This window comes from Tunturiibacter gelidiferens (genome assembly GCF_013410115.1).
GTDB classification, from domain to species: Bacteria; Acidobacteriota; Terriglobia; order Terriglobales; family Acidobacteriaceae; genus Edaphobacter; species Edaphobacter gelidiferens.
On the sequence record NZ_JACCCV010000002.1, the window covers coordinates 1,844,747 to 1,859,363 of the forward strand.

Here is a 14,617-nt window from a genome sequence, read left to right on the forward strand (position 1 = left end):
CGATTACACCGGGGCCGCCGCCTTTTGCCTGTTGCTGGTTACGTTTGAGTTGGTTAGAAGACGAACTTGCCTAGCAGCTGGATCTGGCGGGGTCCGTAGAGGATGTTGGAGGTGCTGGTTGGGGTTCCGAAGGATGGGTTGGGAGCGAAGCAGCCTGACGATCCGGGGAAGTTGCAGCTGGTCGGCGAGGTCGAGGTGGAGGCTGCGGTGTAGTTGACGAGCGAGTTATTGACCGAGAGGATGTTGCGGTGGTTGAGGAGGTTGAAGGCCTCGGCTGCGACTTCGATTGCCATGCCTTCGTGCACCGGGAAGCTGCGAGAGATACGCGAGTCGAAGTTGTGGACGCCGGGACCGGTGAAGGCGTTGCGGCGAGCGATCTGGTCGGGGACGCGGGTTCCGGTGCCGGAGGTGAGGACTGCGCCGGTAACACCGCCGTCGCCCCCACCAAGCGCGGAGGAGATGGTCCCGTTGATGAAGCCGGTGACGGGGAATCCAGTCTGTGCGGTGTAGCTTCCGGAGAGCTGCCAGCCGTTGGCGGCGTAGGCGGCGTAGCGGATAGCGATAGGGAGCTTCGACGTAGCGACGATGGAGCCGACGAAGCGGCCGCGTTGATCGATGTCGGAGCGGGCATATTCTGCGCCGCGACCCTGACGGTGACCTTCGGCGAAGGGGATCAGAGGAGCGTCGGTGCCGTTGAAGGTACCGTTAGGTGCGCCGGACTGTCCTCCGTCCATGGTCTTGGCCCAGGTGTAGTTGGCGAGGACCTCGACGCCGTAGCTGAGGGGCTTGCGAACGGAGACCGCCATGGAGTGATACCAGCTGTTGACGTCCGATTGGCCGGTGAGGATGGAGCCGGTGGCAGTGGAGAGACGCTTGGTGTAGATGGGAACGATGATAGGGGTGACGCCGGATGCACTGGATGAGTAGTAGGGGCGGTTCGAGATGACGCCGTTGACGGGGTCCACGTTGGTGTCGACGAAGATGGGAAGACGCATGCCGCGGGTTCCGACGTAGCCGATGGAGAGGGTGGAGTGGAGCGGAAGCTGTTGCTCGACTGCCAGGTCATAGGAGTGGGTGAAGGGGTTGAGGAAGTTGGGTGCGGCGCCACGGATGTTTAGGGTGGACGCTGGGAGGCCTGGGTTGAAGGCGGGCGTTGGGGCTCCGGTGACCTGGTTGATGGGAGCTGGTCCGGGAGGCGTGAAGGCTGGTATGCCGCCCTGCGGTGCGAAGCTATCGTAAACTGCGCCGGAGTTTCCGTTGAATTTACGGTTGGGGCCGCCGGCGGGAGCGCCGGTGATTGCGCTGTATGTACCGCTGGGGCTGTAGGTGCGAGTGCTGAACTGCTGCTGGTAGACGCCGTTTTCGCGGCGCAGGGTGTACCAGGTGGAGTTGGAGGTCAGGCCGAAGAAGAGCCCGTATCCGCCGCGGACGACGGTTCCCTCGTGCGGGCTCCAGGCGAAGCCGATGCGGGGCGCGACCATGTGGTAGTCAGTGTTGATGACCGAGGTGGCGTTGAAGGCCGGAGTGCTGGTCGTGTTGGGACGGTCGGGCTGGGGGACGAGTTGGACGTCGTAGCGCGCACCGAGCGAAAGAAGGAGCTTTGGCGTGACCTTCCAGTCGTCTTCGGCGAAGATATCGAGGTTCTTGTTCCAGAAGTCATCTGCGCCGATGCCAGTGATGGGGTCGGTGGTTTGGGAGAAGGAGCTATAGTGACGGCCACCGTTGACCTGATAGACGTCCTGGATCCAGTTGGCGAATTCGGCTTCGACGGTGCCGGTGGAGTAGGAGAAGCTGCCGTCGCCGCCGAAGAGGTTGGCGATCTGCTCGTGGATGAGATTGACGTCTACGCCGAGCTTGACGGAGTGCTTGCCGAAGATGGTGGAGTAGATGTCGGTGATCTGAATGCGGTGCTCGTCAGGGAATGCTCCGCGGGGAAGGGCGGAGGTCTCGCCATAGGCCGCGACGCCAACCGTGGAGCTACCGATGCTGAGAGCCGGGCCGCCGGAGTTGGTGCTGGCGGTCTCAAGGTCGCGCGACCACTGGAAGTGGACCACGTTGGCCGAGTTGGAGGTGAGTTGGGTCTCGGCGTTAGCCACGACGTAGCGCTGGTGGAAGTTGACTCCGCCGTTCTGCGTGACCGAGCCGTTGTTGACGGTGGTGGAGGTGTTGTAGCCGTTGGGCTGCTTGAAGTTTTCGAAGAGGAAACTGGCCGAGAGGTGGGTCTTCGAGCTGAGCTGGTAGTCGAGACGCGGGAAGTAGATGTCCTGCTTGGTATTGCGCGCGAAGGAGCCGAGGAGCTTGGTCTGGATGAAGCCTACCGCCTGCGAACACTGGGCCGCGCTGACGCCGGTGATGGTGGTGGGGTAGATGTTTCCCGCGTCCGAAACGTAGGTGGTGCCGCCGTCGCAGAGATGAGTAAGGTTGGCTACGCTGGTGGTCGCGGAGTTGTAGGTGGAGAGATAGGTGATGGGATTGACCTTGCGGTAGCCATCGTAGGTGAAGTGGAAGAAGAGCTTGTCCTTGAGGATGGGTCCGCCGATCGAGACTCCGAACTGGTTCTGTGTCTTTACGGGCTGATTGAGGAGGAACGGATTGTGGGTGAGGTTCCCGTTGTACTTGTTGAGGGGGTCAAGGGCGTTCCAGCCGGGAGTGCGGTAGTACTCGAAGACGTCGCCGTGAAACTGGTTGGTTCCTGATTTCGTGATCGCGTTGACGATGCCGCCCGCAGCCTGGCCGAGCTCAGCCGAGTAGCCGCTGACGCTGGATTGGAACTCCTGAATGGACTCGAGCGGATAGACGTAGGGGGCACCTATGGAGCGGCCGCGTGCCTCGGAGAAGAAGGCCTGCTGGTTGTTGGCGCCGTCGACCAGGTTGGTGTTGTAGAGGCCGGAGACGCCGCGATAGCTGATGAGGCCGGTGTTGCCGTCGGGGGCAACGTTGGGGGTGGCGAGCACGAAGTTATCCCAACGGCGGCCGTTGACGGGCAAGTTGGAGATGAGGTGCTGGTCGATGGTCTGCGAGATCTGGTTTTTGTCGGTGTCGATAATTGGGGACTCGGTCGAGACCTGAACCTCTGTGGAGACGGAGGCGGTGGGCAGAGCGGCGTCGACGGTGAGGACCTGGCCGACGGTGACGGTTAGATTCTTGCGGTCGATCTTGCCGAAGCCACCGCCGCCGAGGACGACTTCGTAGTGGCCGGGCTGGAGGAAGGTGGCGCTGTAGGAGCCATCGGAGCCGGTGGTGATGGAGCGGGAGACACCAGTGTCGACGTTGGTGACGACGACGGCGGCGCCGGGGATGGCAGCTCCTGAGGTGTCGGTGACCGTGCCGGCGATGTTGCCAACTGCGGCGGTCTGGGCGGCGACGGGATAGCTAAGGGACGCGAGGAGGGCTGCTGCGACACACGCGAGCAAACCGTTAGAGACGGAGGGACGTTTCATATGTACTGGCTCCTGAAACACCGATTAAAAAAGGAACGGTGTGTGAAGGGTTAGCGGCTATTGGAATCCGGGTTTCGTGTCTTCCGGAGACGTTCGCGTGCAACCTAAAATGACTTTGTTGTAGTACTTAAACACTCAGGCTTTGGGGTGGGGACTGTCAAGTGACCTTTTGAGCGTCGGAATTGGCATCAGGCGACAAAACGCCCTCGCCGGCCGCCTCTTTACGAGGAGGCTGAGATATCCCGTGGTGTTTTTGTGTGAGAAGAAAAGTGGCTAGTGGAGTTGGCTGGGGATGACCGCGTACTGGATTAAGAGCTCGAAGGGGACGATTTTGAGGGTGTTCTCGTGGGTGGCTTCGAGGATGATGGGGCAGGCTGCTCCGGCTTGCTGGACCTGGAGCCAGCGAGCGGCACAGACGCACCAGCGGTCGCCGGGTTTGAGGCCTTCAAAGCCAAATTGCGGCATGGGGGTGCTGAGATCGTTGCCGAGGGCCTTGGAGGCTTCGAGGAAGGACGCGTCGACGACGCAGCAGATGGTATGGACGCCGTGGTCGTCGGGGCCGGTCTCGCAGCAGCCGGTGCGGTAGAAGCCGGTCATGGGCTCGCAACCGCAGATGTCGAGGGGCTGGCCGAGGACGTTTTTGCCGCGGTTTTTGATGGGTTCTACGGTGGGCATGAGACTCCTGTACGGCTCTAGTATCCCACTTTTGGAAAGAATACGTCCTGCCGGACGGGCCCGCTGCGCGCGGAGCGGGCGTTCGCACGCCTTTTTAAAGCTTCGCGTAGTCCTCCCGTTGGTCGGGGAATAGATTGATTTCGACCAACGGGAGAACCATCGAGGTCCATCCTGCCGGGACCGCTACATGCGTCACGAAGTGACCGCCCCGCGCGTAGCGGGCCCGTCCGGCAGGACGTCATTTTGCAGCGATGGCGAGCTGTTGCTGGTACTCCTCGTACGGTCCCTTGTGATCGGTGATATGGAAGTCGGTGGGGCCGCCTTCGAAGTGCCAGATGCGGGTGCCGGCCTCTTCGATCAGATCCTGGTCGTGCGTGACGAGGAAGACCGTGCCTTCGTACTTCTGGATCGCCTGATTGAGCGCGTTGATCGCTTCGAGATCAAGGTGATTGGTGGGTTCGTCGAGCACGAGGACGTTCGGCTTCTGCAGCATGATTTTGCAGAAGAGCAGACGTGCGGCTTCTCCTCCGGAGAGTGCGTCGGTCTTCTTGAGTCCCTCTTCGCCCTTGAAGAGCATCTGGCCGAGGATGCCGCGGATGTCTTCCTTGGTGGCCTGGGGGTCGAACTGGTGAAGCCAGTCGGAGGCGGTCATGCCGAGTTGGATCGAGCCTTTGTGATCCTGTGCGAAGTAGCCGATGGAGACCTCGTGTCCCCACTTGACGGTGCCGGAGTCGATGGAGACGTCGGACTCTTCAATACCGGGGCCGTTCGCTAGGAGGGCTTTGAGGAGTGTGGTTTTGCCTTGCCCATTGCGGCCCATCAGGATGACCTTGTCGCCGCGTGTGACGGAGGCGGTGAAGTTCTTGATGACATGCTCTGTCCTGCCGTCCTTCTGCTCGTAGGACTTGTTGACCTGCTCGAACTCGAGGACGTTTTTCCCGGAGGGGCGCTCCATCTTGAAGCTGATGAACGGGCGCGCGATGTTGGAGCGGGCCAGCTCTGATGTTGCGAGGCGCTCTACTTCTTTTTTGCGGGAGTTCACCTGGCTGGAGCGGGTGCCGGCAGAGAAGCGGGCGATGAAGTCATTGAGCTGGGCGATCTTCTTTTCGCGCTGTTCGTTCTGGCTCTCGATGCGGGTGCGGATGCTGGTCTTCTGGAGGACCATGTCGTCGTAGCCACCGTTGTAGGTGATGATGGTCTCGTAGTCGATGTCGGCGATGTGGGTGCAGACGTTGTTGAGGAAGTGCCGGTCGTGCGAGATGGTGATGACGGTGCCGTTATAACGGGTGAGGAAGTCCTGAAGCCAGTGGATGGACTCGAGATCAAGGTAGTTCGTGGGCTCGTCGAGGAGGAGCGCCTGTGGGTTTCCGAAGAGGGCCTGGGCGAGGAGAACGCGAACCTTCTGGCCGCCCTGCAGCTCGGACATCTTGCGCTCGTGGAGCTCGTCGGGGATATCGAGACCTTGCAGGAGGACGGCGGCGTTGGACTCGGCTTCGTAGCCGTCTTCGTCGCCGACGATACCTTCGAGCTCGCCGAGTCGGGAGCCGTCTTCGTCGGTCATCTCGGGCTTGGCGTAGATGATCTCGCGCTCTTCAAGCGCAGCCCAGAGGCCCTTGTTGCCCATGATGACGGTGTCGACCACGCGGAAGGCGTCGAATTCGTACTGATCCTGTTTCAGTACGCCCAGCTTCTTTGGGCGTACGACCGTGCCCTTCTGAGGATCGATCTCGCCGGTGAGACACTTCATGAAGGTGGATTTGCCGGCGCCGTTGGGGCCGGTGAGGCCGTAGCGTCGGCCTGTGGTGAAGGTGACTGAAACATCCTCGAAGAGGAGCTTCGAGCCATAGCGCATAGTGACGTTGGATACTGAGATCATGGTATTACTTTCATTTTACAGTTTCTTTGCGCCGTTTGCCTCGCAGACATTGTGAATACGCTGAGAAACGCGAAGTTCGATACACCCTATCGCGAATATTCCCCCTAACGCTAAAACAGCAAACACGTCGCTTTCCGATACACGCGTTGAGCACCTATCGAGCGCGGAAGGCTGTCGCCAGCTCAAGGTTCATACTCTAGCGGCCAGCCTCTGTTCAGCCTCCTTACGCTTCTGGGTCAGGAACGGGCGCTCGAAGACGAGATGAAATCCGTAACTTGCCGCAATAGCGATTGGAGACACGACAAAGATCATCAAGATCGCTGCATTTCTATTGGAATCAGCGAAGATGCCGCCCTTTGAGGCGAGAATCCATCTTTCTACGATCACCTCGGGGAATGAGTGCACGAGATACAGGCTGTACGAAAAGGTGCCGATCCAGGCCAGCGGCTTCGCTCCCAGAACCTTGTTTCCCCAGTGATCGCGGTGTTGAGTGAGATATGCCATGAGAAATGCAGCGCTGAGGGCCACCAGGATATCTGCTATGACAAAGGAGCTGCCGGGCCTCTGAATAAACACGAGATAAGCGACCACGGTCAGCAGAGTGGCGGGTCCAAGCCATCTCCTGAGTTGATGAGAGAAAGCGAGCTCCGCACCCAACATTCCGACTACAAAGAGGAAGAGAAAGTTTGCGTTGCCACCGTAGTGGGTCGCGTAAAAAACTCCGTGAGCCACGACAAAACCCACTGCGAGTGTCAGCCATCTCCCTCCGTAGCGCCACAACAACACTAACAACGGAAAGAGTACATAAATCTGGCACTCGACCGCGATCGTCCAGAAGGGTCTGTCAAGTGTCGTCAGCTGAGATGGGATCCAATTCTGCACTAACAACAAATGCGATACGATCATCGACCAACTCAAGGGATTGCCCAGATAGTCTTGAGGATGGCTTTTGTAGCTATAGAACGCAGCTACCAGCACAGAGCGACACCGATCGCCGCAAAGTATGGCGGCAGGATGCGGCGCATTCGTTTCTGGTAGAAGCGAGTGGCCTCGAGGTTCCAGTTCCCCCGTTGAGCAAGGGGAAGTGCGAGGTAAAACCCTGAAATCGTGATAAAGATCGCGACCACATCGTGCCCACGTCCCATGAAATGGAGCGCCGGCGGAAAATATCCCGTGGACTGCAGAGCGTGATGAAAGAGGATGTACAAGGCCGCGATAGCGCGAAGTCCATCGATAAAGTCGAGTTGGAGCTTGCTTGGCCTGGACATAAATGGATTGTAACGGGATGCGAACTGCATGACGGGAGGGCGTCGACAGTGCGGTTCGGGTATCTGCGTCGATAGCGAGGCGGCTGGCTGCAGCCGACTTGAAGAATTGCGACCGACAACTAGCGGTTTTCGACGCTGGTTTCGACGACGACGGCCCTGCGCGGACGACTTAGATTGGAGAGCTTTGAGGCGAGCTTGTGGGGCCATTTGGGGTCCATGCAGGGCCGCTCGATGAGGATGAAGTAGGCGGTGCAGAAGACATAGATGCTGGCGCCAAGAAGAATGACCTGAATGAGAAAGCTGATGGGAAGGCTCGATGGGATGAGGAGCCTGCGGGTGAGGCGGAATGCGATGGAGATAACCATCATGTGCATGAGGTAGAAGGAGTAGCACATGCCACCGGTGAGGGCGATCCATGGGGTGCGGAAGATCTGGCGGCTGGCGGGGCCGTTGAAGGTGGCGAGGTAGGCGAGAAGGATGAGCAGAGGGAGGCAGAGGGAGGTGTAGGAGGTGGGCAGGGCGAAGATGGCGACCCAGACGACTACGCTGACGAGGTCCCACCAGCGGCTGGTGGTGGATTCGGTGCGGGTCGCGCGGAGGTCGGCCAGAAGAAAGCCGACGAGGAAGAACTGGAGCTGACCGGGAAGGTTCCAGGAGGCGGTGCCGTGGGTGAGGTATTGGAACGCTGTGCTGGCGGCGATGAGCGAGACGATGGCGCTGCGACGGACGAGGGTGGAGGAGATAGCGTAGAGGAGTCCGAGGACGGGGGCGAGGATGTAGAACTGTACCTCCACTTCCAGGCTCCAGGTGACGAAGTTGATAGGGGGAAGGTTGGTGAAGTTGTGCAGATAGAAGATGTGAGCGATCAGGGGCAGGAGAAGCGGGAAGAGGTGATGCTCGTAGATGGCAAGGACAAGAGCGTAGAGGAGAAGGCAGAGGATGTAGGGCGGCTCAAGCCGGGTCAGGCGGCGTTTGAAGAAGGCCTTGATGGAGACGGCCTGGCCATGAAGCAGATGTTGGCGAAGAAAAGGCTGCGCGAGAATGAAGCCGCTGATGGCAAAGAAGAGGAGCACGCCGCGTCCGCCGCGTTCGACGAGTTCGGGAACATCTTTTTGAGCGAGCGCGGAGAAGGTTTGACCGCTGCGGTTCACCATTTCGGCCAGGATGTGTACGAACAAGGTGGCAGCGATGGCGACGAAACGGAGGCCGTCAATTTCGGGAATCCAGTTTCCGTGCGTTGTGATGCGGCGAAGTTTCATTACATCCCCGAACTGTTTGGCGGAGCCGATTCGAGAGGCGGGAGAGGAGTTCCGTGGAACGGCGGGTGCAGCCGCTCTTCGAGGATACCAAGAGTTCGAGGCGGTCCCTAGTGAAGGCGGTGGTTCAGGACTGGCCGATGAGAACACCGGCGGCGAAGACCAGGCCACCGCCTACGATGACCTGAAGGCAGGAGAGCGCGAAGCTGGTCTTGAAGTAACGATGGCGGATGAGCGCGATAACGACCAGTTCGACACCCACGACTGCGTAGGCCCAGGTGAGGGCGGTATGGACGTTGCCGATGAGAAATGGGAGCGTGTGGAGGAACCCGCCGATGAAGGTCATAAGGCCGGTGACGAGACCGCGAAAGATGGGGTTGCCGCGGCCAGTGAGCTCGCCGTCGTCGGAGAGGCCCTCGGAGAAAGCCATGGAGATGCCCGCGCCGACTGCGGATGCCGCGCCAATGAGGAAGACGGTGCGGGAGTTGTGAGTGGCGAAGGCGGTGGCGAAGATAGGTGCCAAGGTGGAGACGGAGCCGTCCATGAGACCGGCTAGACCTGGCTGGACGATGCGCAGGACAAAGTTTTTGTCGTTGCCGACGATTTCGCTGAACTCGGTGAGGTTGGGAATATTCTCTGACATTGGTTTGATCCGGTGGAGCTTCAGGATACCGCGATGGAAAGACGAACGCTCCGCTCTGCGGCTGGTTGGCTGGCAGAGCGGAGCGTCTTTGTCTGAGTGCCGGGAGTTACTGACCGCGGCGGGCTGGGCCGGAGCGGCTGCTGCCGGGGCGGCTGTTGCTGCTGGGACGACCGCCGGGGCCACGGCCACCGGAGTTGCGTCCACCAGAGAAACCTCCACCGCCGTTGCGGCTGCGGAATCCACTCTTGTTGCCGCCGTAGTTGGCGCTGGGCGTCGTCATCGGTGTGACAGGATCGTTGCCCTTCCAGGAGCGGGTTTCAAGCTGCATGAGGTCCTGACCCTGAGCTGTTGTGTCGAGGGGTGCGTTGCGGACCTCCTTCTCAAGGTTCTTATCGGCTTCGCGCCACTCGAACTTTATCTTCAGTTCGCGCTCGAGCTTACGGGCGTCGTGACGCTCCTGGGGCATGACGAACGTTGTGGCTACGCCCTTCTTGCCCGCGCGGCCGGTCCGGCCAATGCGGTGAACGAAGTCGTCAGAGGCGTTGGGCAGGTCGTAGTTGACGACATGGGCGATATCCTGCACGTCGATGCCGCGGGCGGCTACGTCGGTAGCGACGAGGACGCGGTGACGGCCGTTGGCAAAGCCCTTCAGAGCGGCGGTGCGCTGAGACTGGCTGCGGTCGCCATGGATCACGTCCGCGTCGTGGCCCAGCTTCTCTAGCTTCTTCGAGATGCGGTCGGCGCCGTGCTTGGTGCGCGAGAAGACGAGGAAGGTTCCCTCTTCCTGCTTCAGCATCTGGTCGAGCAGGCCGAGCTTCTGGTCCTGCATGACGGTGTAGACGCGGAGCTCAACGCGGTCGGACGGCTTGGAAGTCTGGCCGATCTCGATCCGGACTGGCTTGTTGACGTAGTCGCGGACGATCTCGCGGATGTTCGCGTCGAGGGTCGCGGAGTAGCACATAGTCTGACGGGTCTTCGGCAGCGCGCCGACGATGCGGCGGATGGCGGGAAGGAAGCCCATGTCGAGCATGCGATCAACTTCGTCGAGGACCAGCATCTCGACCGAGTTGATGTTGATCTCGCGACGGCGGAGGAAGTCTTCGAGGCGGCCAGGAGTGGCGACGACGAGACGGGGGCCGCGGTCGAGTTGATCGAGCTGGTTGTTCTCGGAGAGGCCGCCGCAGACGAGGACTGCGTCATTCTTCGAGCCGGGGACGAGCTTCCAGTAGGCCTCGAGAACCTGCATGGCGAGCTCACGCGTCGGCAGCAGGATGAGGGCGCGGATGGGACCACGTTTGCCCTTGGTGCTGGGGACGGAGTTGGCATCCATGCGCTGGATCATCGGGATGAGGAAGCTGAGAGTCTTGCCGGTGCCCGTAGAGGCGGTGGCGAGGATGTCGGAGCCTTCGAGGGCGGGGGGGATGGCCTTGGCCTGAACCGGGGTCGGCATCGTGAAGCCGGCGCTGGTGAGGCGATTCTTGAGGGAGTCCGAGATGTTGAAGTCTGTGAAGCGAACGTCCTCAACGAGAGGGAGGCCTGCGAGATTCGCGACGCCTGCGTTGGCTTCGGGGGTGGAGTGCTGCTGGTTTGGAGCGATCTGTTCGTTCTGTTCTAGAGTTGCAGAGTTCAAAGTTTTTCCTGTCTGGTGGCCCGGATAGAGGGGCGTTATAGAACGGCATAGGGGTGCAGGGATGCCAGCGCGGCATCATGGATTTCAATTAGTCAGCATTGCTGTCGGGTATCGAAGCGCTGCTGCTGCACGGCGAGACTCGTCCGTTGACGGGTCTTCCAGCCAGAGCAACCAGCGCGACTTCCAAGTGCGGGAAGGTATGCGGTGGGATGAGGCGAATCGCAGTCTCTGGCCAAACTCCGAAGTCCATGAAGAGTCTTTGCCTGCGGTGCCCGCACTCCTTTTAGTCAGAGTACAAGATCAGCATACCACAGTGGCAGTGCGATTGACGATTGCGGCTGCGCTCAAGAGGTAGCGAATCAGTTTTGCAACGACAAAAGTTGCCGGAAAAGCGACTTTGCGGGAGAAATACCGATCTAGAATGGCGATCATGTGGAAGTTTTGGTCACGTAAGCCTGATTCTTCCAAGTCGGCAGAAAGAGCAGTGAGCGGCGTCAGCATCATTTTTCTTCAAGAGCGGTTTGAAAGCTTTACAACCGAGAGGCTCTCACAAGCAATGAAGAAAGGGTGGAGGCGGGACCTTGATCCCGTGAAATTCTTCGCTACTTCGGTGAGTGATGGTGAAGGCGCAGTTATCAAACTGAACGAGATGTTCATCACCATGCAGTTCTTCGATCGTCGGCTCGATACATCCGCGCTAGGCGGGCAAGAACTTCCACAATGGGCTTCGCATCGGGCGCACTCCTCCATCACCTACGCATGTCCTGGAGGAATACCCGTGGGAGAAATTAGAGATCAGTTCTATAGCTTGCTCGGGCTTCTCTGCGCTGAGCTGATCGATGAAAACATCGTGGGGCTTCTCTTTACGGAAGAGCAGGTGCTGATTCGCAGCCAGTCGGCATTGGTGCAAGAACTTCGCTCTGGAAGCAGCATCAACCCTACCCTGCTAGCAGCAACATACCTCTGAATGAAAAACGGGGTTATAGGTAACTTGGTTGCCCGGATTTCAAATTGACCCACTACCTATGAACAATGGCCACTGAGTTCGATGAATCGCGTCCGCAAATGAACAGGCGGTTCCGCGGATGAACAGCTTTGGTGTGGCGTGGAATCAGACGCTCTTTTATTTGTAATGGGTTGGGCGTGTACGGGATTGGCAGTTTAACTGCATCCGACCAACCGCTTAGCGGCGATGTCACCGCAGGCAGCGTGTCACCCGCTCTCGGGGGAAGAGACAGAGATGAACTCATTCTTGCAGGACCTTCGTTTTTCGCTTCGCCAGATCCGCCGGTCGCCGGGGTTCATAGTGACTGCTGTCTTGACACTCGCGCTGGGCGTGGGTGCCAACACGGCCATCTTCTCGCTGCTGGACCAGGCACTGCTGCGCTCGCTGCCGGTGCGTGCGCCGGAGCAGCTGGTGGTTTTGAGCGGCACAGGGAAGGCCTGGGCAGGTCACTCGAGCGATCATGGCGCGGGGGTGGAGCAATCGTTTTCATACCCGATGTACAGGGATCTTCGCGACAAGGGAACGGCGGTCTTCGACGGGCTGATTGCAACCGCGCCGGTTGGAGTGGGGATTACGCGGAACAAAGTCTCGGAGCTCGTGGATGGGGAGGTTGTCAGCGGGAACTACTTCAGCGTGCTCGGAGTGAAGGCCGCGCAGGGGCGACTGCTGACGGCGAGCGACGATACCGTGCCCGGAGGCAATCCAGTCGCGGTGCTGAGCTACAACTACTGGCAGACACACATGGGATCGGACGTGCACGCCGTCGGAGAGACGATTTCAATCAACGGAGCGCCGTTTGAGATTACTGGTGTAGCGGCTCCCGGATTTCAGAGCGCTGTTTGGGGGCAGGTTCCAGATGTGTTCGTGCCGATGTCGATGCTGGATGTGGTGATTCCGGGCAAGGGCAAGAGACTGCAGGACCACACGGACCGATGGATGAATATCGTTGGGCGTTTGAAGCCGGGAGATACGGCGCAGCACGCGCAGGTCGCACTAGCGCCGTTGTGGCATGCGCTGCGCGCGGAGGAGTTGAAGGCGCTTGGGACGAAGTCGCAGCGGTTTGTCGATGAGTATCTGACCCGCAGCCAGCTGCTGGTTGCGCCTGGTTCGCGTGGGCTGTCGTATAGCCGGGAGTCGCTCGAAAAGCCGTTGTACGCGGTGATGGGGATGGCGTTGCTTGTGCTGCTGATCGCTGCGGTAAATGTGGCCAGCCTTCTGCTGGTGCGTTCGGCGGCGCGAGTACGGGAGTTCTCGCTGCGTTACGCGCTGGGCGCGAATGCGCGACGTGTTGTGCAGCAACTCTTACTGGAAGGCGTCCTGATTGGTATTGCTGGAGGCGTGGCTGGGTTGCTGATCGCGCCGATGTGCCTGCGTGTGCTGGTGCAGCGGCTAAGCACGGATGGACCGACTGCGTTTTCTACAACGCTCGATGGCCGGTTGCTGATCTTCAACTTCGCGATCGCTGTGGCTATCAGTATTCTGTTCAGCCTCGCGCCTGCGGTGCAGTTGTTGAGGCCCGATATCGTGAACTCGCTGAAGCAGCAGACGACGACGGCGTCGGGGAGGACGCTGAGTTTTCGAGGTCTGATTGTTTCGCTGCAGGTGGGGCTGAGCGTGTTGCTGCTGGTGGGCTCCGGGTTGTTTGTCCGCACGATGCAGAACCTGCGGCACGTCGACACGGGGATCAATACATCGCACCTGATTACGTTTCACATCAACCCTCTGCTGTCCGGGTATGCGAAGGAGAAGGTCCCGGCGTTGCACCAACAGATTCTGGAGAGCATGGCGGCGCTGCCTGGAGTGCAGGCTGTGGGCGCTACCAACGATGCGGAGCTAGCAGAAACAGGTCATACCGGAGACGTGACGATAGAGGGTTACACCGCTCCTCCGGATCAGGACTTCCCGATTGAGATCCCTTACGTGAGCGCAAACTTCTTTCACACGATGCAGGAGCCGGTGCTGGCCGGACGCAGCTTCAGCGAGGACGATGATGCGACGCATCCGATGGTTGGGATTGTGAACGAGAGCTTCGCGAAGCACTACTTCACCAACCCTGCTGCTGCAGTGGGGAAGCGCGTTGTGGGTGGCGACAGCAAAAAGGGAGAATACATGACGATCGTCGGGGTTACGCGAGACGCGAAGCACGCTAATCTTCGCGACGCGGCCTTGCCGACACTGTACTCTCCGCTGAAACAGTCAAAGTTCGCGGAACAGCTCTATATCTATGTTCGGACTGCTACGCCTACGGAACAAAGCTTCGCGATGGTTCGGCAGGCGATGAAACAGATTGATCCAGGCCTCGCAGTGGATGAGCTGCGCACGATGGAGGAGCAGATTGATACGACGCTGGGGAATGAACGGATGATCGAGCTGTTGGCGATCTCGTTTGGCCTGCTGGCGACGATGCTCGCGGCGGTTGGGCTGTACGGGGTGCTGGCATACTCGATGGCGCAGCGTACGCGGGAGATTGGGATACGCATAGCGCTGGGGTCTTCGCGGCTCGGGGTGTCCCGACTGGTGTTAGTGGATGTGTTGCGGCTGGCCGGAATTGGAGTGATGGTGGCGATACCCTGCTCGGTATTGCTGGGCAGACTTTTGCGGAGTCAGCTGTTTGGAGTTTCGTCTGCAGATCCGCTTACGCTGGCCGGTGTGATTTTGTTGATCGCCGTGGTCGCTGTCCTTGCGGCGATTGTGCCTGCGCAACGTGCGTCTTCGGTTGACCCAACAATAGCGCTACGTGCGGAGTAGGTTTCTCTGGCTGGCCAGAGATAGAAAACGGCGGCAACGAAAACATGGAATCGTTGACGCCGTTTTTGATTTAAG

The 14,617-nt window shown here is 59.7% G+C and carries 10 protein-coding genes; 2 read left to right on the forward strand and 8 right to left on the reverse strand.

Going from position 1 to position 14,617, the window contains the following annotated elements; translation table 11 throughout:
• Nucleotides 1–53: 53 nt before the first annotated feature.
• From HDF12_RS19780 to HDF12_RS19815, 8 genes are all read right to left on the reverse strand, one after another.
• Nucleotides 54–3,440, reverse strand: a complete 3,387-nt coding sequence (locus HDF12_RS19780) for a TonB-dependent receptor (protein ID WP_179586199.1) — start codon at nt 3,438–3,440, stop codon at nt 54–56.
• 273 nt (nt 3,441–3,713) lie between these two features.
• Nucleotides 3,714–4,115, reverse strand: a complete 402-nt coding sequence (locus HDF12_RS19785; RefSeq protein WP_179586201.1) for a DUF2237 family protein — start codon at nt 4,113–4,115, stop codon at nt 3,714–3,716.
• Nucleotides 4,116–4,353: 238 nt separating this feature from the next.
• Nucleotides 4,354–5,991: an ABC-F family ATP-binding cassette domain-containing protein gene (locus tag HDF12_RS19790; protein ID WP_179586203.1), complete on the reverse strand. Its 1,638-nt coding sequence runs from the start codon at nt 5,989–5,991 to the stop codon at nt 4,354–4,356.
• Nucleotides 5,992–6,180: 189 nt separating this feature from the next.
• Nucleotides 6,181–6,969, reverse strand: a complete 789-nt coding sequence (locus HDF12_RS19795) for an acyltransferase family protein (protein ID WP_373563971.1) — start codon at nt 6,967–6,969, stop codon at nt 6,181–6,183.
• A complete protein-coding gene (locus HDF12_RS19800) occupies nt 6,960–7,259 on the reverse strand; it encodes an acyltransferase family protein (protein ID WP_179586207.1) in 300 nt (99 codons plus the stop codon). The genes HDF12_RS19795 and HDF12_RS19800 overlap by 10 nt, the downstream gene beginning before the upstream one ends.
• A gap of 119 nt (nt 7,260–7,378) precedes the next feature.
• Nucleotides 7,379–8,518 (reverse strand): acyltransferase family protein, encoded by a 1,140-nt coding sequence (locus HDF12_RS19805; RefSeq protein ID WP_179586209.1) that lies wholly within the window; start codon nt 8,516–8,518, stop codon nt 7,379–7,381.
• A gap of 124 nt (nt 8,519–8,642) precedes the next feature.
• Nucleotides 8,643–9,158, reverse strand: coding sequence for a VIT1/CCC1 transporter family protein (locus HDF12_RS19810; RefSeq protein WP_179586211.1), 516 nt, complete (start codon nt 9,156–9,158; stop codon nt 8,643–8,645).
• Between the two features lie 106 nt (nt 9,159–9,264).
• Nucleotides 9,265–10,788, reverse strand: coding sequence for a DEAD/DEAH box helicase (locus HDF12_RS19815; RefSeq protein WP_179586213.1), 1,524 nt, complete (start codon nt 10,786–10,788; stop codon nt 9,265–9,267).
• 421 nt (nt 10,789–11,209) lie between these two features.
• On the opposite strand from HDF12_RS19815, the gene HDF12_RS19820 reads away from it, so the two are divergent.
• Nucleotides 11,210–11,755, forward strand: a complete 546-nt coding sequence (locus HDF12_RS19820; RefSeq protein ID WP_179586215.1) for a hypothetical protein — start codon at nt 11,210–11,212, stop codon at nt 11,753–11,755.
• Between the two features lie 273 nt (nt 11,756–12,028).
• The gene (locus tag HDF12_RS19825) at nt 12,029–14,542 is read left to right on the forward strand and encodes an ABC transporter permease (RefSeq protein ID WP_179586217.1); all 2,514 of its coding nucleotides are present in this window, start codon (nt 12,029–12,031) and stop codon (nt 14,540–14,542) included.
• Nucleotides 14,543–14,617 lie beyond the last annotated feature (75 nt).